The organism is Klebsiella planticola ATCC 33531 (genome assembly GCF_000735435.1).
GTDB classification, from domain to species: domain Bacteria; phylum Pseudomonadota; class Gammaproteobacteria; order Enterobacterales; family Enterobacteriaceae; genus Klebsiella; species Klebsiella planticola.
This window is the reverse complement of the sequence record NZ_JMPP01000067.1, coordinates 286,943-309,355: the sequence shown is the minus strand read 5'-3', so window position 1 is coordinate 309,355 and position 22,413 is coordinate 286,943. Positions and strand designations below refer to the sequence as shown.

Annotated in this window: 19 protein-coding genes; 5 read left to right on the top strand and 14 right to left on the bottom strand. The window is 51.5% G+C overall.

Annotated features, from left to right (window positions below):
* Nucleotides 1-37: 37 nt before the first annotated feature.
* From GRPL_RS00785 to GRPL_RS00840, 12 genes are read right to left on the bottom strand one after another with little or no spacing between them, the layout of a single operon-like run.
* Nucleotides 38-544, bottom strand: coding sequence for a serine acetyltransferase (locus tag GRPL_RS00785; RefSeq protein WP_032700750.1), 507 nt, complete (start codon nucleotides 542-544; stop codon nucleotides 38-40).
* Nucleotides 545-546: 2 nt separating this feature from the next.
* The gene (locus GRPL_RS00790; RefSeq protein WP_032700749.1) at nucleotides 547-1,965 is read right to left on the bottom strand and encodes a DUF4832 domain-containing protein; all 1,419 of its coding nucleotides are present in this window, start codon (nucleotides 1,963-1,965) and stop codon (nucleotides 547-549) included.
* Between the two features lie 2 nt (nucleotides 1,966-1,967).
* The gene (locus GRPL_RS00795; RefSeq protein ID WP_032700748.1) at nucleotides 1,968-2,375 is read right to left on the bottom strand and encodes a hypothetical protein; all 408 of its coding nucleotides are present in this window, start codon (nucleotides 2,373-2,375) and stop codon (nucleotides 1,968-1,970) included.
* A complete protein-coding gene (locus GRPL_RS00800; RefSeq protein WP_032689363.1) occupies nucleotides 2,375-3,487 on the bottom strand; it encodes a glycosyltransferase family 4 protein in 1,113 nt (370 codons plus the stop codon). The genes GRPL_RS00795 and GRPL_RS00800 overlap by 1 nt, the downstream gene beginning before the upstream one ends.
* Nucleotides 3,484-4,698, bottom strand: a complete 1,215-nt coding sequence (locus GRPL_RS00805) for a glycosyltransferase family 4 protein (RefSeq protein WP_032700747.1) — start codon at nucleotides 4,696-4,698, stop codon at nucleotides 3,484-3,486. Before GRPL_RS00805 ends, GRPL_RS00800 begins: the two co-directional genes overlap by 4 nt.
* Nucleotides 4,679-5,704 carry a glycosyltransferase family 2 protein gene (locus GRPL_RS00810; RefSeq protein WP_032700746.1) on the bottom strand — a complete coding sequence of 342 codons (1,026 nt, stop codon included), beginning with the start codon at nucleotides 5,702-5,704 and terminating at the stop codon, nucleotides 4,679-4,681. The genes GRPL_RS00805 and GRPL_RS00810 overlap by 20 nt, the downstream gene beginning before the upstream one ends.
* A gap of 1 nt (nucleotide 5,705) precedes the next feature.
* The gene (locus tag GRPL_RS00815) at nucleotides 5,706-7,079 is read right to left on the bottom strand and encodes a hypothetical protein (RefSeq protein WP_032700745.1); all 1,374 of its coding nucleotides are present in this window, start codon (nucleotides 7,077-7,079) and stop codon (nucleotides 5,706-5,708) included.
* Complete coding sequence (locus GRPL_RS00820; protein ID WP_032689360.1) at nucleotides 7,070-8,287, bottom strand: lipopolysaccharide biosynthesis protein; 1,218 nt, start codon at nucleotides 8,285-8,287, stop codon at nucleotides 7,070-7,072. Before GRPL_RS00820 ends, GRPL_RS00815 begins: the two co-directional genes overlap by 10 nt.
* Complete coding sequence (locus GRPL_RS00825) at nucleotides 8,284-10,380, bottom strand: GumC family protein (RefSeq protein WP_032700744.1); 2,097 nt, start codon at nucleotides 10,378-10,380, stop codon at nucleotides 8,284-8,286. Before GRPL_RS00825 ends, GRPL_RS00820 begins: the two co-directional genes overlap by 4 nt.
* Before the next feature lies 1 nt (nucleotide 10,381).
* Nucleotides 10,382-10,936, bottom strand: a complete 555-nt coding sequence (locus GRPL_RS00830; protein ID WP_032700743.1) for a polysaccharide biosynthesis/export family protein — start codon at nucleotides 10,934-10,936, stop codon at nucleotides 10,382-10,384.
* Nucleotides 10,933-12,219, bottom strand: coding sequence for an outer membrane beta-barrel protein (locus GRPL_RS00835; RefSeq protein ID WP_032700742.1), 1,287 nt, complete (start codon nucleotides 12,217-12,219; stop codon nucleotides 10,933-10,935). Before GRPL_RS00835 ends, GRPL_RS00830 begins: the two co-directional genes overlap by 4 nt.
* Complete coding sequence (locus GRPL_RS00840; protein WP_032700741.1) at nucleotides 12,209-13,612, bottom strand: undecaprenyl-phosphate glucose phosphotransferase; 1,404 nt, start codon at nucleotides 13,610-13,612, stop codon at nucleotides 12,209-12,211. The genes GRPL_RS00835 and GRPL_RS00840 overlap by 11 nt, the downstream gene beginning before the upstream one ends.
* Nucleotides 13,613-14,118: 506 nt before the next feature.
* Here GRPL_RS00840 and GRPL_RS28380 point away from each other — a divergent pair.
* Complete coding sequence (locus GRPL_RS28380) at nucleotides 14,119-14,484, top strand: hypothetical protein (protein WP_032696601.1); 366 nt, start codon at nucleotides 14,119-14,121, stop codon at nucleotides 14,482-14,484.
* 66 nt (nucleotides 14,485-14,550) lie between these two features.
* Here GRPL_RS28380 and gabD read toward each other — a convergent pair whose 3' ends face one another.
* Nucleotides 14,551-15,999: an NADP-dependent succinate-semialdehyde dehydrogenase gene (gene gabD / locus GRPL_RS00850; protein WP_032689354.1), complete on the bottom strand. Its 1,449-nt coding sequence runs from the start codon at nucleotides 15,997-15,999 to the stop codon at nucleotides 14,551-14,553.
* 566 nt (nucleotides 16,000-16,565) lie between these two features.
* Here gabD and GRPL_RS00855 point away from each other — a divergent pair.
* The 4 genes from GRPL_RS00855 to GRPL_RS00870 all read left to right on the top strand — a co-directional run bounded on the left by GRPL_RS00855 (nucleotide 16,566) and on the right by GRPL_RS00870 (nucleotide 20,908).
* Complete coding sequence (locus GRPL_RS00855; protein ID WP_223306609.1) at nucleotides 16,566-17,522, top strand: TRAP transporter substrate-binding protein; 957 nt, start codon at nucleotides 16,566-16,568, stop codon at nucleotides 17,520-17,522.
* Between the two features lie 74 nt (nucleotides 17,523-17,596).
* On the top strand, nucleotides 17,597-19,471 hold the full coding sequence (locus tag GRPL_RS00860; RefSeq protein ID WP_032689352.1) for a TRAP transporter large permease: 1,875 nt from the start codon (nucleotides 17,597-17,599) through the stop codon (nucleotides 19,469-19,471).
* Nucleotides 19,472-19,678: 207 nt separating this feature from the next.
* On the top strand, nucleotides 19,679-20,443 hold the full coding sequence (locus GRPL_RS00865; protein ID WP_032700740.1) for an SDR family NAD(P)-dependent oxidoreductase: 765 nt from the start codon (nucleotides 19,679-19,681) through the stop codon (nucleotides 20,441-20,443).
* 45 nt (nucleotides 20,444-20,488) lie between these two features.
* Entirely contained in the window at nucleotides 20,489-20,908 is a 420-nt protein-coding gene (locus tag GRPL_RS00870) for an RbsD/FucU family protein (protein ID WP_032700739.1), read from the top strand.
* Between the two features lie 60 nt (nucleotides 20,909-20,968).
* Here the strand turns inward: GRPL_RS00870 and GRPL_RS00875 are convergent, their stop codons facing one another.
* Nucleotides 20,969-22,018, bottom strand: a complete 1,050-nt coding sequence (locus GRPL_RS00875; RefSeq protein ID WP_032700738.1) for a LacI family DNA-binding transcriptional regulator — start codon at nucleotides 22,016-22,018, stop codon at nucleotides 20,969-20,971.
* Nucleotides 22,019-22,413 lie beyond the last annotated feature (395 nt).

Sequence of the window (22,413 nt, the reverse complement as noted above, 5' to 3'; positions counted from 1 at the left end):
TTTTTTTATCAGTCATCGGGCGGGACAGCGCGATGGTTTAGTCTGTTTTTAAAATACGATACGGCTGGCCTACGACAATCGCGCCGTCAGGCAGATCTTTGGTCACAACGGTTCCGGCGCCCACTTTGACATTATCACCCAGCGTAACCGGGCCAATCACAACCGCATGTGCACCGAATTCAACATTGTTACCGATGAGTGGGCTGATGCTTTCCTGCCCGTTGCTATCAGCGACGCTCCCGATCGTGACCCCCTGACGCAAAGTACAGTTGCTGCCAATGACCGTGTCCCGGTTAATTACGATGCAGTGTGGATGAAAGAGTTTTAATCCGTATCCTATACGTGCTTGCCAGGGAATTTCGACGCAAAATAGACATTCGTTAATGATCTTATTCAGGATCACAAACGGGAGAGCACACAGTTTCCAAATCGGATTGCGGCTGCGAAATAACGTTGCAAGACGATAAAGCAGGAGGGCGATTTTAGCTTTCATACCGCCGGCGTGCTTGATTTCCTCTCCAACCTGTCGAATGGATTCAAACATAGTTATTCCTTAATGTTAAATGAAGCCATCGGATACCATCCCTCGGCATTTCCACCTTCGTTGGCGAGGCGAATGCGCGGTGTACCCTGATCGTTGGTTAAAGCCACCTCCAGCTGGTATTTCCCGGAGGTCAGGGTTGCAGGCAGTGCAAGGGTGAACTGGCTCTGATAGCTGCCGGGCAGCCATTGGCGGATATCGTCCTGGGTTGTTTTCCGGGCAACGACCTCCCCCAGGGCATTAACGACTCGCCATTGCACCTGATAGGGGAGATAAACCGGCGCCACGCCGTCATTGTGCCACGTGGCATCCACGGTCAGGGGCAGGCCCGGTGGTACAGAGCTCTCCAGCTGAAGCTGGCTCACGCGGAAACGATAGCCGATGCGCAATAGCGCCCGATCGACGATATCGCGGTATTCCTCGGGGATCGGGCGGGATTTCAGATTCAACGTACTGGCATGTTGTTGTAAAGCCCAGTCAAAGGTTGCCTGAACCTCTTGGCGAGTGTAGTGCTGCACGCTTTGCCATTCGTGCATATAGCCGCAAATCTCCAGACTTACCGGTGCCTGTTGCCAGCGGGTTTGCAATCCAGAATATGCGGCCTGAGCTGCCGCCAGACGCTGGGGATAGTCATCGCGCATATGGCTCCATTCGGGCGTAAAGTTATGCCAGTCCCCCCAGCAGTCTGCGCGCCATCCTGCACCTTTTTGGCTTGCATAGGCCAGGGAACCACCGCCGCTGATGAGCATAATTTTGGGCGTTTTGGGAAAGCTGGAGAAGTGCATATCCACGTAGCGATTGAGCTGTTCCGGCGTATATTTTTCCAGTAAAGGCTGCACGTCGGTAAAATTGGAATTATGCCACTCGCCCCATGAACCCACGATACCAATATCGACGAACGCCAGTTCAGGATTGCCATCATAGCGGGCGCCCAGTGCGTTTAGCAGCTTCTGCACGTAGGCGACAAAGACGGGATCGCTGAGGTCCGGCACAAACGTTTTGCCGTTGGCGACCCACTGGCCTTTTATGCCTTTTGCAATTAGCCAGTCGGGTATTTTAGAACCTGACTGTGGTTCATCCAGCACCATAAAGCGCAGGCCGACGTTCATAGCCGGTTGATGGTATGCCGCGACGGCGAACGCATGGTCAATGAGATCAAAGTGATAGATCCCTTCCTGTGGCTCCAGTTCGTTCCAGTAAAAGCGATCGTATTCAAAGCCGGTTTCAGGATACTCCGCTGGCGTCGGTTTTTGCCCATAGCCATCATGAAAGCTGGCTACGCCCATACCGGGATTGGTCAATATGCCGTTGAAGGCAGGAAGAGAGACCGAGATCCGTTCAGCTTGCACGGGCAAAGAGGTGACTCCACCTGAGAGTAAAAGCGCCGCCAGGAGAGCTATCGCGCGAGGGGAAGTTACGGCCATCGTTAGTTCACTTTATCATGGAGGTTGACAAACCATGTCCAGATACCGACATGGAAGTTCTTAAAGAGGTCAATACCTAACGCGGACTTGAACATATACAGCATCAGCAGCACCGACAAAATACATATCAACAGGGCGATGGAGATCGCCAACGTCGAAAAAATACGCCCGAGGGTACTGTCCCGTGAAATTTTGCGCAGATCGCGGCCAAACAAAAACACCACAAAGTAACGTCGATGGAGAAAAGGAAAGCTGCGGCGAAAATCAATACGGTGGCGAGAAGAGAGCGTGGCTCTGACTAGCGCCTGCTCAATTCCGCGTTTTTGTTCCGGGGTCAACGAGGCTTCTACCTCCGCATCGAGCGAGGCATAGAAACGATCTACTACCAGTTCGGATGTCGGTTTCTCCACTATTCATTCCTGTCGGTCAAGCGCTGATACACTCGGGTGGTTTCAGCAGCAATTTCTGGCCAGCGATACTTCGGCATCAACAGGCTATAATCAACGGCGTCAGTAACGCTCCAGGCCTGCAGTTTTTGCGCCAGAGCTGTAACGTTGCCGACCGGGAAATAAACATCGGATGGCAGACCTATTTCCAGGTTTGCCGGAATGTCGCTGACCACCACCGGTAAGGACCACGACATCGCTTCCAGTAGCGCAATCGGCAGACCCTCATGGTACGAAGGCAGGACAAACAGCCCGGCTTGCGAAAATAACGTATGCAGAGGCTCGCCGCTGATAAAACCGGTCATGATTACATTCGGATTTGCCGCCGCCTGTGCTTTCAGCCGCTGGCTGTATTCATCAGGATGATCTGCGTCACCGATCAGCACCAGAGGAACCTGGCACTGTGCGGCTTCGTGGGCGGCTATCAGATCATGGAGGCCTTTTTCCTCAACGAAGCGGGCAACGGCCACAATATACTGACCTGTTTTCAATGCGTATTTATCCAACGTCGCAGCCAGAGACTCCGGCGAAGGCAACGCCTGCTGACGTACGCCATTGTAAATCACGTTAGCGTTGCTACGGCCATGTTTGCTCTTGATCAGATTGTTGATCACTTCTGAGATAACGATAACCTCGTTGGCATATTTAACGGCCCACTTTTCTCCCAGGCGTAACATCTCTTTGGCCATTTTTCCCCATTTCTGGCGATCGTAATCCGGGCCGTGATGGGTAAAAACGACGCGTTTGCCCAGCAGACGCAGCAGGGGAACAACCAGTCCTGGGCCAACGGCGTGGACGTGGACCACATTTGAACCATCAAACAGGGTGCTGAAAGCTGCCAGCGTCGAATGAATAATTGCCTCGAATTTCCGGCTCTTCGGCGCCCACAGGCTTTTCAGACGAACGCCTTTGTATTCACTATGGCGATAATTCACGTAGGGCGAACGGGCAATAACACAAATATCAGCATGACTCTGCTGATAAATTTCCGGATATAAATTCTGGCAATGTGTTTCTACGCCACCCTGAACGTCAGGAATTCCGCGGGTTCCAAGAACCGTCACTTTGAGCTTCATTGTTGTTCCCCCACGAGCTGCTGGTAGAGCGCTCGTAGCACCTGCATATGGTGGGCAAGATCGTATTTATCCTGCAAACGTTGGCGAGCATTGCTCCCCATTTCACGGGCTTTCTGCGGGTTGGCCGCCAGATCGTCCATCATCTGCGCCAGCGCATCGGCGTTTCCGGGTTCAAACAGATAGCCGTCAACACCATTACGGATCTGTTCAGGAATCCCGCCGATGTTACCGCCAACGACAGGCCGACCGAAGGCCATCGCTTCCAGGACAGACATCGAGCAGTTTTCATAGTATTCAGAAGGGACAATCACTGCCCTGGCGCCGCGTATCAAGTCGTTGAGGGCCTCTCCGTGGCGCATATAACCGAGGAATTCCGGGCCGGTGAACCGTGAACGCAGATCGGCATTTAATGGGCCATCACCGATGATTTTGAGCGGCATCTTTTGCTGCATTTTCTGCTGTGCTTGTGCCAGGGTGGCGACGCCTTTTTCCCGGCTCAGACGGCCAATATAGAGGAAATAATCTCCTGCGGTATCACCCGGGATGGTCGCGCTGGCATCGATTCCGTTGACGATGACGTCAATCCGCGCGTTGGGTAATTTTCGCAGCAGAGTCTGGCGCATAAATTCACTCGGCGCGACGATGGAATCGAGCATGGCGTAGTTTTTGGCAAATTTCTGCCAGTAGGCTTCCAGAGAGAGCAGCAGACTTTTACCAGTATCACCTTGCTGACAGCGATGACGGAAGGCATTCATTACTGAGCCAGTAATACAGTCATCGCAAACGTGACCATCACGCAACATCGTGTAGGAGGGGCAGACAATCTTATAATCGTGCGCGGTTAATACGGTTTTGCAGCCAAAGCGTTTGGCGATGCCAATGAGCGCTGGCGTGAGCTGATGATAAATATTGTGGAAGTGAACAATATCCGGCTGCTCCTGGAGCAACAAGGTATTGAGCTTTTCACATGCATCAGCATTATAAATAAAGTCGATACCGGCTTTTATCTTCCCCAGCAGACCATGACTACCATGATAATCTACGTTATGTACGAAAAACGGCTCCCAGGGCGAAGGCTTGTTCTCGGTATGTTTCATACTGAAATCAACAACCTGAAAACCAGATTGTAGCATGGCATCCCGTTCCTGGAAGAATACGGTTTCCGCTCCTCCTTTAATAAAGAAGAACTTATTAACGAATAATATTTTCATTTTCTGTCTTGATATGCTTTGGATTGGTAACGGTCACCGCCGGTCGTTTCATCGGATCTTTGGTTGAATTAATGACGCCGCGCAGCAGGCCCGCAGAAAAAAGCGATAAGTTGATGACGCTTTGTACTCCATCTCTCAGAGAGCGATTCTTGAGCGCTTTAAGGGCAATAAATGCCAGCAGAGGGAGGATAGCGATAGCGATCAGTTTGAGGTTCAAAGAAAGAAGGCAGATGAATAAGACGAGCAGATATACAGTAAATATCAGCTCATTGCGTACAATCCTAAACGCTGCCGGGAAATGGGGTTTTCCCCAGCAGTTACGCAATAACTCGCCTGGAGCCCATAAAAAACCATTTTTCCAGCGATAGGCGAGCATCTTAAACGTGGGCATGGTGTAAGAGGCATGGCTGAAATAGGGGACGGAAAGACGATGCAGTTTATAACCTGCCACCTGTAAACGAATGCCTAATTCCGCCTCTTCATAGCCATGCAGATTGAGGTTTGTCAGATAGCCAATTTTTTCTATGGCGGAGCGACGATAAAGACCGCCGCCGCCCAGATGGTCCGTGTCGCCCAGGGGATATATAAGATGCAGACGCTGCTTACGTGATTTGAATTCATAATTGGAAGCATCGTCCATTTCTACGCTACCGGCCACGCCCGCGTATTCCGGATGGGCCTCAAGAAAAGCGATCGCCGTGTCGAGGAAGCCAGGTTCCAGTTCCATGTCACCATCCAGCAGCAGCAGATAATCCCCTTCGCTGAAGAGCCAGCCCAACTGGTGGCCAATACCGCAGCAGCGGTCTTTGGCGTTATCCAGACAGACAACCATCGCATCTTTCGCCACCGCCAGTTCACGGGTGTTATCCGTGGAGAGGCTATCAGCGACGATGACCTGGTGAGGATAAGGCTGTAATTGCTTGCGCACGCTGTCGATCGTTTTTTCAATCCCCTGAGCTTCATTCAGAGTCTTAATGCTGACGGTAATGGAAGGAGTTTTATTCATATTAGATACCGGAATTCAAACGAACAGAGCGGTGGATGATAATCAGCGCCCCAAGGGCCAGCCATAATAAGAACTGTAGCATGGGAATGATCATCAGGATCTGGCTATAGGGAAGGCTAAGTAAACAGCCGATAGTAAAGACATAAAATGCCGGTGCTGAACTGAGAAGCTGTAAATCTTCCCGCTTCAGGTCGTATCGCGAAAATGTCTCTTTTGGCCGCATTGAGATAAGAATCGAGGTTATCATGGCAATAAAAATCACGACGCCAATAATGCCGACTTCCCAAAGCAGCATACTCAACGCCGTGGAGTCGAGAATTAAGTGGAACCAGGCGCCAATATAGCCAGGCGATACGGTACTCCCGCTGTTGGTGGCATTCAGGCCATAACCGAACAGCATTCCGCCGGGGCCGAAAAGTTCATTGTGCTGAAGCCAAAAGAAAATAGTGGTAAAGCGCCCCAGTTCACCGCTATCCATGATGTAGTTGGTGTCAAAAATATAACCGAGAGAGTCGATAAACACGGAGAATGCGCTTTTTGTCGGATCGCCGCCAAATGCGGCGGAATAGTTGGCGGCAAGAATGGTAATGGCAGAAAAAATTAATACCACCATTCCTGCGGCAATAATGAGCAGCGAACGCAGGCTGACTTTACTGACACCGCTGACATAGCCTGGCATGATCCAAAGCAAGACCAGCAGGAAAGGGGAGAGCAGAATAACGAATTTAACTTCACCAATGATACAGAGTACAAAAGCCAGCACGATATGTATGGACATGGATTTAAAGGAGCAAATGCCGTGCTTAAATTCGGACACTTTTAACAACATGATCAGCAGGCAAAACATCCCCATGGCCGCGGTATTCCCACCGCCCATCGGATCGCCGCCGAAGGTACCGACAACTGAATCCCACTTTTCATCTTCCCCGCGTATGGCAACCCGCTGTGGCACTACAAACAGAACCTGATAGATAGCAATCGGAAACTGTATGTAAAACAGCCAGTAAAATAACTGAATTAAGCGGTACAGTTGAGATTCACGGAACATACCGAGCAACATGCAAAACATGACCAGCGACAGCGCCAGCTCGTTCTTAAAACCAACGACAGTGGTCACGACTCCGGATTGCAAAACTGTCGAGGAAAGGCTCAGGATAATAAATGTCAGATAGAGGACAAGTACCAGCTTTTCACGTGTGCTGAGCCTCAGAGGCTGCGGATTGCTCTGCATCATCAGCAGCACAACCATGATCAGCACCATAAAAAACGGTATCCACAGTACCGCTACAATACCGGTGAAATACTGCACGGTCCCGCAGAAGACGATGGTCATCAGGGCGAATGCTTCCAGATAACGACCGGTATTCAGCTGCATGCCTTCTGCTCCTGCAATGAGAGTTTCTTCGCCCGGGCGTTCATTTTTAGCAGGATGAACAGGTAGCGTACGCTGGTGAGCAACGAAAAGGCCAGCAACGAAATGTCATAACCAATGCCCATTTTTGGCATCACGACAAATGCCACGCCGATGATCAGCAGCTGTTCCAGCTGGATGCGCAGGAAGTAACGTTTTGAGCCAAAAATCAGCTCAATGACGGTCAATGGACTGACGGCCAGGGCGGCAAACAGATAGGGCAGCATGTAGCGTGATGTCGGGATGGAGTTGAGCCATTCCTGGCTGAAGCCCAGGCGCATGACCAGAGGATAGAAAATCCAGATCCCCATGATGCAGACCATCGCCGCAGCCATCAGTAATAAACGAACCTTTTTATATTCATGATAATTAAAGGTATTGTTGCGAAAATCCATCGACCATTTGGAGAAGATAGAGTTACGTACCGCATTACCAATGATCATGACCGGCGACAGGCAGAAGCGGCTGACAACGGAAAAATAGCCGGCAACCAGCGGTGAAAACCAGACGTTAATCAGCATGGTTGGCAGGTTGTTGCTGGCCATGGCCAGTACTTCAGCGCTGCCAACCCGGCTGACATGCTGCCAGTGTTCGCGAAGAAAGCGACCATTCATGGTGGGAGAAAAGTGCGCCAGCGTCAGCGTTCTGAAGTTGAACAAACGTAGCAGGCAGGCGCCCAGGAGCAGCAGAATTCCCACCATCCACGCCAGATAGAACAAGGTGGTATTGGGCATGATCAGCAGTGCGATCGCCACTACCAGCGAGACTGCGATACGCTGAAAGGTCAAAAACTGATAATTTCCGCCTCTCAGCGAGAGGTTTTCCGCAATCAAGACCAGCGCATAGCCAAACGTCATCAGATAGAGAAAGGCGATATTTAGCTCAAAAATCAGCCCGGTGATGACCGCCCACGGAATTGCCATGATAAGGCTTTGCAGCAGGCAAAACACCACATTTTGCCCGAGCTCATAATCTTCCTGGCGGGGGATTAGCAACTGCGAAGCAAAGGTACAGACCTGCGCGCCAATCAGCACGTTACTGTAAATCATCGCGTAATGCCCCACTTCGGCCATGCCGTAGCGATGGGAGATCAGCCAGACAGAAAATGCACCGATCAGTTGTGACAAGACGGAAGAGCTCGCGATGGATGAAATGCTTTTTATTAAATTCATAGGCTCTGCTTCGGTGAGATAAGTTCGCGCATACCGCGTTCAGGCAGGCGTCGACCTTCCTGAGTTTGCAGATTTTCTTCTGTCACCTGGTTGAGCATACTGGCTACCTGCAGGCTTCCCGCTGCACGCAGTCGACTGTCAGCATCCCGGATTCGCCCCGCCTGTTCAGCAGCTTTGACCACCAACAGCACCACATCGACATGCGGGGCCAGCAGCAGGCTGTCCTGAGCCTGGCTCAGCGATGGCATATCGAGGATCAGCGTGTGGTACGTCTGCTGCAATGATTTCAGGAGGTCAGGGATCTTCCCGGACGACAGTAGTAATAAAGAGGAGTCGCTGAGCTCGCCGCGTGGCATTACATCAAGGTTTTCCCCCAACGCAATCACCGCCTGTTCCAACTGGCATCGCCCGTTAAGATACTGACTAAAACCGTCTTTATGCTGCGGCCATCGGGCTGATAATCCCGTATTCGTGAGGTAGTCCAGATCAATCAGCAGGGTTTTGTGGGCTTTACTGTTGGACCAGGCCAGCAGTTCGGCAATGAGGCTACTGCCCGATGGTGAACGAACGGCCGTGATCAGAATGGTGCCCGGGCGATCGAGTTTGTTTAGCAGCGCCAGGCGCAGACTGTGGATCATGTCGGCGTACACCACGTCGCGGAACGTTGCCAGCGCACTGTCCAGATGAGGCAGCCGCGGGAATTCACCGCTGGCATCAAGCATGGCTTTGGTTTTCAGTTCGCTGATGCTGTTCACCGTTTTATCCAGTGCGGTGCTGACTATCAGGTACATGACATACACCGCCAGCGCCATCATGGCTACCATGACAATCAGTAAGCCGCGGTTCGGTTTCGACGGTAAATCTGGCAGAACGGCGGCATCGTAAATAACTTCATCCGCAACGGAGAATTGTTCGGATAACTTTTGCTCATTGGCGCGCTGATACAACGACTTATACAGCTCTTCGGTTTTGTTCAGCTCCGTGGTCATGGTGTTGTACTTATCGCGTTTCGCCGCCAGTTCCTGGAAGTTACCTTTCTGTGCATTGAGCATCTGCTGATAACGTTGCTCATCATCCAGCGCAATCTGGTACTGCTGGCGTAAACCGTTTAACAACTCGCCGAGAACCTGCCCTATCTGGCTGTTGACCACCTGCAGCTGCGCTTGAGCCTGACGATATTTTGGATGATCGGGACCATAGTGTTTTGCCGCTTCCGAGAGGTTACGACGCGTCTGGGTTAACGCAATTCGCAAATCCTGAATTTGCGGGTGGCCAGAGATATCCGGCAGTGAAATGATCTCTTCCGGCGTTTTTCCCTGCTGGCGGCGGACTTTATCCCAGATTGTTTGCGCCTTAAGGCGACGCTGGGTGGCGTCGGCAAGATGGTTAATGGTGATACCGAGCTGCTCGGTTTCATAACCGTCCATACTTCGAAACGTTAATAATCCGTTCTGTTTCAGGAAATCATCGATGTCAGCTTTTTGCTGCGTCATCTTGTTTTTCAGGTCATCCATCATTTTTTCGTTCCAGCCCTGGGCCTGGAGTAACGATTTCTGCTTCAGCAGCAGACTGTAGTCGATGAATGCCTGGGCAACGCCGTTAGCGATGATCGCTGCTTTCTCAGCCGATTTGGCTTCCATAGAAACCGACACCAGCTGGGTGGTTCTCACGCCAGAAATGGTAATCCCTTTTTGCAAGGCGCGGATGGCGTTGTTCAGTTTTGTCGCGTCGTCGAGGTTGTTACCGCCATTAAATTCCTCATCCTGGTCGAGCTTCAGGTTTTTGATCGCGGATTCAAGAACAACCCGCGACTTCATTAACGCATACTTTGTTTCGTAGTAATCGCTACGAGTAGAATCATAGTTTTCTAGCCGCGGTAACGGTGTCACATCCTGGGCCTGAGCTTTAAACAGCACCGTCGCCGTCGCCGTATAGCTGGATGACATAAAACGCGTCAGGATAAAGGCAGCCGCTCCCGCCAGGATAACCACCAGCAGGCACCAGATAAGCTTGTGCTTAATTTTGTTGAAATAGGGTGTAAAGTCGATAACACCTTCTTTCTTCTTTCCATTTTCTACTAATGAAATTGCCATATCAGAAGAAGCTCATTCCAATAATAATGGTATCTCCGGCCTGAACGGCGGAGTCGGCGGCGACATTCTCCAGCAGCTTACCGCTGCGTACCTGGCGAATGCGGATATCCTGGCGGTCGGCGCGATCGGTGAATCCACCGGCCAGCGCAATGGCTTTTTCAGCTGTTAGACCGGGCTCCCAGGCATAGCCGTCGGGTTTCTTGACTTCTCCTAACAGGTAGATCTTACGGTATTCAGCAATGCTGACGGTCACCATTGGCGCCTGCAGATAACTGCCGCGCAGCTTGTCGGCTATCTCCTGACTAACCTGTTCTGGTGTTTTACCCTTCAGCATCAGGGAGCCAATGTAGGGATACGCAATGTTGCCGCTGCTATCGATTTTAACGCGCATTGTCAGATCCTGTTCACCTGAGACTGTAATGTTGACTTCATCCCCTTGATCCAAATGATAGACGGCATCCGGCGGGTTTTTGACCGTTTGTGGCGGTGTCGAGCAGCCTGTCAGCAGCCATGCCAGAAGAGGAATCACTGCCAGTTTCCTGCTAGTTAGGATCATATCTGTACCTGCGTCATAAAAATAATTGCCGAATCGTTGTAGCCCAGCGTGCGCTCGACGGCATGGTCGTAGTTCGGGCCAATATAAAAGACATCCGTATCTTTATTGGAATGCATCGTGTTCCATTGCAGCTTCAGCTTAAAATTAATGGATGGACGATAGTCATAGTTAAAGGTAAGCGACAAAAGATTTGACTGGTCTTTTCGCCCATTCGATTGATGTTTATAGTCTTCGGTGATGTAAGAATAATCTACCAGGGTTGAAAAACGATCCACCAGCCAGTGATGTTCATAACCGAGACCGAAATTAGAGACCAGGATATAGCCACCGGAGTCAGAAGGGTCCTTAATGCGTTGTGAACTGTGCAGGTTCAGCTTAATCTGCTCGAGTGGCTTCCAGTCGGCATTAATATCCCAGTTCAGGCCGTTAAATCCCTGTGAATCAGGGTTATGGATAAAATCTTTGTACAACCAGGCGACGTTGCCATTCACCTCAGTTTTACCGGAAAGACGGTTTTTCATACCGACCAGCAGATAGTATTCGTTGGTATCTTTTAAAGGATTAAGTTCATAGCGACGTTGGTTGGTGATAAAACTGTAGCGATAGCGCAACGTTTTGGCTTTCTGGTCAAAAATCTCAGCAATCAGGCTGTTCTCATGCCATTCCTGATCGTGCATATAGTAATAAAAGTCAGCATCGGCAGCTTGAATGTCAGAGAGATCGCGAAAGCGGAGCTGTTTATGGAGCAGCGCCAGTTCTACCTTACCGCGTCCCTCCGGAGCACCGTAGCTGTAGCGTAATTCGCTATTGAAAAAACGCGTACTGAGCGGTTTATTGATGCCAAACTCTTTAAACTGTTCCGGTAAAAAGCCCAGCGTGGTATCCAGTCCGCGCTCTTCATGACCGTATGTTTCATCAAGATCCAACGACAGACCGTGCATTTTTCCATAGCGCCAGCTGCCATTGAACATGAAAAAATGGTTACTGCGGTTGTCTGCGCTATCGCTGGTGTAGTTGCGATAATCCCCCGAGTACATCAGCAGATAGCGATCTTCATAACGCTGGCCAATAGCTTTCAAGATCGGTTTGATATTCTGATAACCTGAGGCAATCTTATTGTGGTCTGCGCGCTGCCAGGTCACGTTATCATTGTAACCGACGTCATAGCCTATCTGGCTCTCGAAATCGATGCCAGCGACGCCCGTATGCGGTTTTGCTTGTAGGTCAGCATATCCGTACGGGAGATACAGCAGACCGGCCAGAAAGATGAGCCTAGAACGCATTTTTCCCCACAAACCCTCGGAAAAAGGTCAGGAAGATAATTTTCAGATCGAGAAATAACGACCATGACTGGATATATTCCAGATCGTAGTGAATGCGTTTCTCCATTTTATCCAGGGTGTCCGTTTCGCCCCGGAAGCCACTGATTTGCGCCAGTCCGGTGATTCCCGGCTTCACTTTATGGCGAATCATATAGTTATCGACCAGAACACGATATTCCTCATTATGAGCAACCGCATGAGGACGGGGGCCGACAATCGACATTCTTCCTTGCAGGACATTGATAAATTGCGGCAGTTCATCGAGTGAGGTTCTGCGTAAAAATGCGCCAAAACGGGTAACGCGCGGATCTCCCCGGGTGGCCTGCTTAACCACGGCATTGTTTTCCATAACCCGCATCGTGCGGAATTTCCAGACCTGAATCTGTTTACCGTTCAGGCCATAACGGTTTTGCTTAAATAAAACCGGCCCGGGTGATGTTAACTTGATTCCGATGGCGATGAGTAGCATTGCCGGTAAGCTGAGCAGGGTGAAAAATGTACCGAGAATGATATCTTCGATGCGTTTTAGCAGCGCGCCATCACCATCAAAAGGTGACGTAAAGATACTGATTGTCTGAATATTGCCAAACATACGCAGCTGTGAGATATGCGAGCTATATGAAAACAGATCCGGAACCAGAAACACATCAACGGTGGTATCGGAAAATTCGTTAAGGAACTGACGGATGCGCTGTTGAGCGACCATGGGTAGGGCAATGTAGATTTCATCAACCTTATCCGCCTTCGCCAGCGCAAGTAAATCGCGTGAGTTGCCCTTTTGCTCAATGTTGATGAACCGACTATCGCGCTGAATATTCCGATCCTCAAAGTAGCTGATTTCGATGCTTTTCTTTGAAAACTCATGCAACAGAGCTTGTTCAATTGCCAGCCCGGCAGGGGTAATTCCCAGGATCGCTACATGGAGTTTTTTGCGGTTGAAAAAACATCTGATAATTAACCGGACGACCAGTACGCTGCTAAAGATAATAATTGAACATTGGCTAAGGGCTTTGGCCAGAAGGAGGGTATTTTCCGTTGAGTGTTTATTCAACAGTATCTCGGAGAGGACAAAAAATATGAACGAGAGAAGACTGCTTAAGCAAACGCTCAGAAACAGACTCACCGATTTCCTGAGTAAATTTTCTCTGAACTGACTTGCGTAAAGACGGAAATACTCATTACCGTGGATGAATATTAACGAGTAGATAACGCCGAGAAGGGCAGAGGCAGTTGATGGTTCGGTGTAAAAATACTTTAGATAAATAAATATCAGAGCGTTGACTGTAAAAAAATCCAGAAGCTTCATCAACTTGCTATAGCGGACGTTGTAAATTTTTATTTTGCTATCTGCCATTTTTTTCTCGTTTAATAGAGTTAATTAAACAAAATAATACATGCTTTAAATTAGTGACTGATATTCGATAATCATTCATATAATTAATGAATGATCAGCCCTTATCATTATAGCTTATAGTTCATATCATGTCGAATAGATGCGTATTTAAATTGAAATTTGTTTTGAAAAAAATGCTGTGAATTAAATGTAAATATATTTCACTATCAGCGTTATTTATAAACATGTTGTCTGTTTTATCATTCCATAATGGAAATAATTGGGTGCTAATAATAACAGTGTTATTTCGATGACGTATTGTGTCCGGGGGACTGGTTTACCCAGGCTGGTGGAAACCGCAGCATCAGAGGCGTGCTGCCCGTTATTGCAGCAAAAAGATCAACAAAAGAAAAGAGACAGGATTGTTCTTAGAAGCGCGCTGTCCCGAGAAAATGTGCTCCGCGAGAATGCCTGAACAGGCTATCCGTGTTACCGTCACCACATGGATCTGTAAACTAAAGATATTTATGAAAATTATATTACTAATGAGTCTGGTAAGCCTGTTTCTTTCTCCGGCATTTGCGGGTACTGCAGTGAAATTGTCCTGCTCGTTACGCAAAAGCGTGACGATCTCAAAATTCCATTACAAGCTGTCGACGATGAAATGGGGCGATCACTTCCAGGTTGCTTCCGGAATCAGACAGGCGCAAACCACAGGCAATGTCCCGTTTCGCGTGACGCGTTTTCAAAATGGCGATGATCTGGTCTTTTTCCCGGACAGCGAGGCCTATTATTTCTTCTATTCCGGGATGGCGACACCTGACCGCTGTATTGTACAGGAGACCTATTCCTACCCGGTTGTTGAGCTACCGCGCTATAAGAAAAGCGAGTAACCGGCGGCGCAAACGGAGCCCGAAGGGTTACCCCATCGGGACTCCGTTGCCCGGAACGGACGTGGATTAAAGGCCAATACACATGTATTTGATTTCTAAATAGTCTTCAATACCATACTTCGAGCCCTCGCGACCCAGACCGGAAGCCTTCACGCCGCCAAACGGGGCGACTTCGTTGGAAATCAGCCCGGTGTTGATGCCCACAATCCCATACTCCAGCGCTTCGCCGACGCGGAAAACGCGGCTTAAATCACGGGCATAGAAGTAGGCGGCGAGACCAAATTCGGTATCGTTGGCCTGGCGGATGACATCCGCTTCATCTGTGAAGCGGAACAGGGGAGCCAACGGGCCGAACGTCTCTTCTTTCGCCACTTTGGCGCCGTCGGGAACATCGACCAGAATAGTCGGCTGAAAGAAGTTGCCGCCGAGGGAAGACACCTTCCCGCCGGTGATGACCCGGGCGCCTTTTCCGACGGCATCGGCAATATGCTCTTGCACTTTGGCAATCGCTTTCTCATCAATCAACGGTCCGGTTGTGACGCCCGGCTGTAGGCCATCGCCGAGGTGCAGCTGCTCCACCGCCTGCTGCAGTTTTTCGGCAAAGCGCGCATACACCCCGTCCTGCACGTACAGGCGATTGGCGCAGACGCAGGTCTGCCCGGCGTTACGAAACTTCGACGCCATGGCGCCTTCTACCGCTTTATCCAGATCGGCATCATCAAACACGATAAACGGCGCATTACCGCCTAGCTCAAGCGAAACTTTTTTGATGTCCTGAGCACACTGTGCCATCAGCTGGCGGCCGATTTCCGTGGAGCCGGTAAACGACAGCTTACGCACCAGCGGGTTGCCGGTCAGTTCATTACCCACCGCGCTGGCGGAACCGGTCACCACGTTAAATACGCCGTCAGGGATCCCGGCGCGTCTGGCCAGTTCGGCCAGCGCCAGCGCGGAAAAAGGGGTCTGGCTGGCGGGTTTGAGAACCATTGTGCAGCCGGCCGCTAACGCCGGGCCGGCTTTACGGGTGATCATCGCCGCCGGGAAATTCCACGGCGTGATCGCGGCGGTAACGCCAATCGGCTGTTTAATCACGATCAGGCGCTTATCGGCCTGATGACCGGGAATGGTATCGCCATAAATGCGTTTTCCCTCTTCGGCAAACCATTCGATAAATGAAGCGGCGTAGCTTATCTCGCCTTTTGCCTCTGCCAGCGGTTTGCCCTGCTCCAGGGTCATCAGCCGGGCCAGATCGTCCTGGTTTGCCATCATCAGATCGAACCAGCGGCGCAGGATCGCGGCGCGCTCTTTCGCCGTGAGCTGTCGCCAGGCGGGAAGGGCGCGATGGGCGGCCTGGATCGCGTCGTGCGTCTCTTCTGCGCCCATTTTAGGTACTGAGCCCAGCACCTCTCCGTTCGCCGGGTTGGTCACCGTAATGACATCGCTGCTGAGGGCATCACGCCACTCACCATTGATAAATGCCTGCTGGCGGAACAAGGTTAGGTCATTCAGTTGCATGGTTATTTCCTGTCTCAGAACGTTAACGAGTGAATGGCGTACTCCAGCGTAGCGGAGAATCAAAAGCGGCGTTTGCGATGGCCTTCACGTTTAGCAACGGCTATGGTGCGAATCCGCGTTATGCCCGGTAAAGACTCTTTCGGCCCTCTTCTTGTACGCCAGCCAGGCACGCCTGTGTTTGTTTAGTGTAGTCGCCAGAGTCAGATGACAGCAGCGACTAAACAGTGACTAAACAGCGATGAGGGCGTTTTCACGATGTAAAACCTGAGCCTGAATTCGCGACGCCTGCCACAAAATTCACACATCATGCGCGATGACGGGGGGAAGCAACTTGCTTTTATCTGGCGAGGCGAATACGGTCTGTAACGTTACACTAAAACGTTACAGAAGAAATTTACCCTCCGGTTATGACTGAAGTCCCTGGCGATTTAGCGAGGCCCGAAGGTGCTACAGACACCTCAACGGTACGTGAAAGGATAACGATGATGAAAATGACACAGTTTTGTTCGGCCAGACGTATTTTAGCTTTTGCTTGTTTGAGCTCGGCCCTGATAGCGGGAAGTGCGGTGAGCACCTTAGCCCATGCGGCACTCAACTTCCGCGTTTACTCTTCTCTCCCCGCGGACGACTCCTCGGCGCACTACATCTGGTTCAGCCGTTTTCAGGAAAACATTAACAACAATGCGAAATTGAAAGGGCAAATTAAGCTCAATTATTTTGCCAACGGCATGTTGGGGAAAGAGGCCGATGCGACGCAGCAGGTTCGCATTGGCGCAATTAATATGATGATTTCCGGTACATCCATTTGGGCCACGCTGGTACCTGAAATGGGCGTCCTGGATCTGGGTTATTTATTTAAAGATTACAGTCAGGTAGGGAAAGCGCTGGATGGCAGCGCCGGGGAAAAACTCTCCGCCTTAATGATGGATAAAGCCAACGTGATGGTGCTCGGCTACGGCTTTAACTTAGGTGCGCGCAATATTTATACCAAAAAGGTGATTGAAAAGCCGGAGGATTTAAAAAACCTGAAAATTCGCGTGCTACCGGTGCCTAATTTTATCGCCACGTTAAACCATATGGGAGCAGTGGCGATCCCTATGCCGGGCGGTGAAGTCTATTCCAGCCTGCAAATGGGCGTTATTGACGGCGTAGAGCACGATGCCCCGACGATTTATGCGAGCAAATATTATGAAATCATCAAAAACGGCACCCTGACTCGCCACAGCTACAACCCGCTGATGATTGCGATGAATAAAAAGAGTTTCGAACAAATCCCGCCGGAACTGCGCGCGGACGTGCTGGCGGCGGCGAAAGAGGCGACGGACTATGAACGCATGCAAGCGGGTAAAAAAGAACAGGAAGCAATAAAGAACCTTGAAGCAAAAGGGGTGACGTTCCGCGAAACCGATCGCCAGTTCTTCTATCAGCAGGTGCAGCCCGTGTGGCAGTCGTTCCTCAAGCAGTATCCGGATATGAAGCCCATCGTTGATGAAATTACCGCGGCGGCAAAAGACCCGTCATGATCGGCGCCGCTTACCCGGCCGTGTCACGGTGGGGTTAAGCGGTGAGATTGGCAATCTTGTGGAGAAGATTCAACATGGCTGATATCTCTATTAAAGCAAAGGATGAGTGCTTCGTCCTTGCGCTATTGGGCAAGCTGAGCCGGTTTTTAACCACCTTAACCGCCTGGGCCGGAGCGCTGGTGCTGTTTATCAACGTGCTGGTGGTGTTCGCATCCGTTATCTGGCGCTATGCGCTGCACTCGCCCATTCATTGGGCCGAAGAGGTGGCCCGCGCGCTGATGATTGCGCTGGTGTTTTTCGGCGTGGCCACCTCGACGGCGAAAGGAGGCCATATTGGCGTCGATCTGTTCCTGCGTTTCCTGCCTGAACAGGTTCGGCCCTATGTCGTTCATGCCAGCCGCTGGATCCTGTTTCTGGTCTCGGTTGGGCTTGTCGTTTCCAGCTACGACCTGGTGCAGGCCGCGCGATTGCAAACCACGGAGACCGGTTTGCCGCAGACAATCTACGTCATTCCGGTGCTGATTGGTTCGCTGGTTATGATGGTGGCGGCGCTGGAGCTTGCCTTGCGGGAGCGCATTCGGGTTGTGCTGTTTAGCGGCCTTGGCATTGTGGTTCTGGCCGCCATTGGCTATATGAAACTCTCGCTGATGGCCGATCCCGCCAGCGCTGCAGCCGGGCTGATGCTGATCTGCTTTGTCCTCGGTATTCTCGCCGGCGTGCCGATTGCGTTTACCCTTGGTCTGTCGGCGATGGTGTTCTTTATCTGCGATCCGTCATTACCGTTTGTCTTTTTCTCCCAGCAGGTTGCGGCGGGGGTAGATCACTTCGTGCTGTTGGCCATTCCGTTCTTCCTGCTGGCCGGTGCCGCGATGGAGATCAACGGGATGTCAACGCGGCTCGTTGAACTTATCGTGCGTGGCATGGGGCGCTTTCGCGGCGGCCTCAACATGACCACCGTACTGTCGATGGCCTTCTTTTCCGGGATCTCCGGCTCCAAGCTGGCAGATGTTGCGGCGGTTGGCGGCGTGCTGATGCCGGCGGTGCGTCGGGCTAAACAGGATGGCGAAGAGGCCGCCGGGGTGTTCGCTGCCTCGGCCGTGATGGCCGAAACAATCCCACCTTGCGTGAATCTGATTGTTATGGGCTTTGTCGCGAACATCTCGATTGGCGCGCTGTTTATTGCTGGTCTGGTGCCCGCCGTCTGCCTGCTGGTACTGCTGATGATTGCCGCCAACCGGTTTGGCGGCAAAATCAACGTTAGCGAAGCGTATCCGGTATTACGGCCGCGCACGCAGCTCTACCTTGGCGCCGCCGTTGGGCTGGTGATGATTTTTATGATCGGCCGCGGCGTCATGATGGGGATCGCCACCTCGACAGAAATCTCCGCTTTTGCCGTGATTTACGCCATCGTCGTCGGTCGCCTTGCATTTCGTGAACTGACGTTCAAAGCAACGGTAAAAATGTTTATCGATATCGCCGCCATGTCCGGAGTGCTGTTGTTTATCGTCGCCTGCGCCACCAGCCTTTCTTATGCGCTCACGATACAGATGATCCCGCAGCAAATAGCGGAATTACTGGTCAGCATTGGGGTCGAGCAGGGAGCCTGGCTGTTTCTGCTATTAACCATCGTTATTCTGGTTATTTTTGGCGCCGTACTGGAAGGTGCTCCGGCGCTGATTATCTTTGCGCCGATACTGGTGCCGATCGCCGTTCAGCTGGGCTTCAGCCCGCTGCATTTCGGCATCATTATGATTATGGCAATGGGCTTTGGTCTCTTTTCACCGCCTATCGGACTTGGCCTTTATACCACTTGCGCCATTTGCGGCGTGGAGATGAAACACGTTATTCGGCCAATGGCAAAATATCTGGCGGTGGTCTTCGTCGGTATTATTATCGTAGCCATGGTCCCACCATTAACAACATGGTTGCCGGGGCTCGCTGGTTATTAATTGTGAATCCAGTAGTAAACCGCATTTTGTTATTTAAAGACGGTTAAAAGAGGCGTCCTGTCAATATCGACAGGGCGCAAGGTCAACATGTATCGCTAAGGTTCTGATATTTAACACGCCTGCAGGTGGGGATAACAACGTCCTGAATCTCTCGCTGATAAATATTATGCGCTGATGGCGGATTTATTCTGAAGAAAGGAGTATGCAATGGGGTCATTAACGGGAAAGAAAGTATTTATTACTGGCGCTGAGCAAGGTATTGGTAAAGAGACCGCGAGAAAACTGATTGAGGCCGGATGTGATATCTATATTCACTATTTCAGCGGTGAAGAAGGCCCCAGAGAATTAATCGCTATTGCCCAACAGCGGGGAGGCAAGGCCGCCTGCGGCTATGCGGATTTGACCAGCGAGGCGGATGCGGCACGCTGCGTTGCCGAGGCGGCGGCGTTCTTAGGCGGGATCGATATTCTGGTGAATAACGTCGGGGGAATTATTGCCCGAAAATGGCTCGGTGAAATTGACCCGCAGTTCTGGCGTACCGTCATTGATGTCAATATGACGACCATGCTCAATGTGACTCAGTCGGCGCTGCCGTGGTTAAAAGAGGCGACTGACGGCGCGAGTATCGTGAATCTCGCCTCGTTAGCCGGACGCTCCGGCGGGCACTCCGGATCGCTGGTCTATTCGATGGCTAAAGGCGCGGTGCTGACGTGGACCCGCTCCCTTGCCGCAGAGCTTGGTGAGTTTGGTATTCGGGTGAATGCCGTGGCGCCAGGGCTGATTCTGGGGACTCGTTTTCATAACCAGCATACCACTCAGGCCTCGGCCGATCGGACTATCGAAGATATTCCGCTGGGAAGAGCCGGTACGCCTGAAGATATCGCGCGCGCGATCTGCTTCCTGGCCTCGGAATACGATGGCTTTATCTCCGGGGCGACTCTGGATATTAACGGCGGTATTTATCGGGCATAAATCTCAGGGCGGGGTATATCCCGCCCATATTCAGAGAACGTCGTCATGATCAAATCAGAAATTATTCATCCGGACTTACTCCAGGCGTTGGCCCAGTGTGGCCATAAAGCCAATGTTCTTATCGCTGATGCTAATTATTCCTTTTTAACCAACTCGTCGCCGCGGGCGCGGATTATTTATCTGAATTTTTCCCCGGGTTTAATTAGCAGCGTGGTCATCCTGCAAAAAATGCTCGGCTACATCAATATTGAAAAAGCGTTGCTGATGTCCTGCCCGGATGATTTTGATAATACGATTGCGCGTGAATATCGCAGTCTGCTTGCTGAGTCGACCGGAGTGGAATATGTGGCCCGGGAGGACTTTTACGCGCAGGCGAAATCGTCGGATACCCTGTTGGTTGTCGCCTCCGGCGAAACCCGCCGCTTTGCCAATATTCTGCTCACCGTCGGTCCGACGCTACTGTGACGTGGGAGAAGGAGAATGTGTTTTTCTCCCGTCACAGGCACAAAAACAGCGGCGCGAGAGTCAGACCTCGGGCGCATCGCGTACCGACTGACGGCACACCAGGGAAGGGGTAAACAGAAATTCCTGCGGCGGGAGAGACGGGTTGTCCGTCCGTTCAATCAGGCGTTGTACCATGACCTCCGCCATCTCACTCAGCGGAGGCATCACGGAACTCAATCTGGGGTAAACCAGGCCGGATAGCGGGATGTTGTCGATGCCGATGATGGAGATCTCTCCCGGCACGCTAATCCCGGCTTCGTGCAGGCCGGCCATCAGCCCAATGCCGAGCGCGTCATTAATTGCCACAATACCATCAGGACAGCGCGACTGGCGGCAGATTTTTTGCGCCAGCGAACGGCCCAGTTCGGTCATTTCCGCATCGCCGTACGCCGCCTGCGTTTTCTCCTCAACAATCATGCCTTCACGAAATAGCCCGTGACGCTGCACCGCGCTGAGAAAGCCTTCGATTTTATGGGCGCGACTCGGGAACATACCGGCGACGGTGGCGAACGTCAGATGCCGACACCCGCGCTCAATCAGATGCTCTGTGGCTAAACGCCCGGCTTCGACGTTATCCATGGATACGCTGTCGAGCGCCAGGCCGCCGGAACCGGCGCTGGCCGGCATACGACTGTCGTAGTTGACCATAATCATGCCCTGAGAGGCGGCGCGCACAAAATGCGGTTTTTCAATATCACCGGCGGCGACAATAATGCCGCGCACGCCGTGGGCGAACATATCTTCCAGAAAGGCTTCTTCTTCTTCAATCTGACGGTAGGTGTTGCCGATCAGCACGCGATAGAAGCGCTTTTTTGCCGCCAGATCCACTTCACGGACCAGCGAGGCGAAGCTGGGGTTGACGATGGACGGAACCAGCAGGCCGATCATTTTGGCCTGGCCTGTTTTCAACTGCTGGGCGACGCGGTTAGGGAAGTAATTGAGCGTTTGCATGCTTTGCTGGATACGCGCCAGCGTCTCTTCGCGCATCTGGTCTGTACGGCCATTGAGCACGTTGGATACGGTGCTGACGGACACGCCAGCATGCTTTGCGACATCGCGAATGTTTGCCATACATCTCCTTTGCAGCGGTGGGCGAGGCGCGGAGGAGAGCGATTCTCCGCGCCGTTTTATACGGGGGTCGACAAGCCTGATCCTGCATCGCTTTCTGATGAGGAACATCAACAATAACGGTTTAGTGTAACGTTACAGTTGGTGCTGTCAATGTGCTTGCGAGCGACAAGTGATGTAAGCCACGCGACAGCGGTCCAGGGCCTACGGGAAATCGCAGGCCCTTTCTTTAACCCGGTTCGACCCTCCGTAGGGTATTTTTCCCGCCGGGATGGCTATCAACGCAGGCAGTGAGGTGTCGCGAAAGGAGACAAATGAGAGCGGGAGAGTCTCGGGGTCATCGTGAGGCATCCTTACCTGCGATAGTAAACACTGTGGGTGTTAATGACCCTTTGATA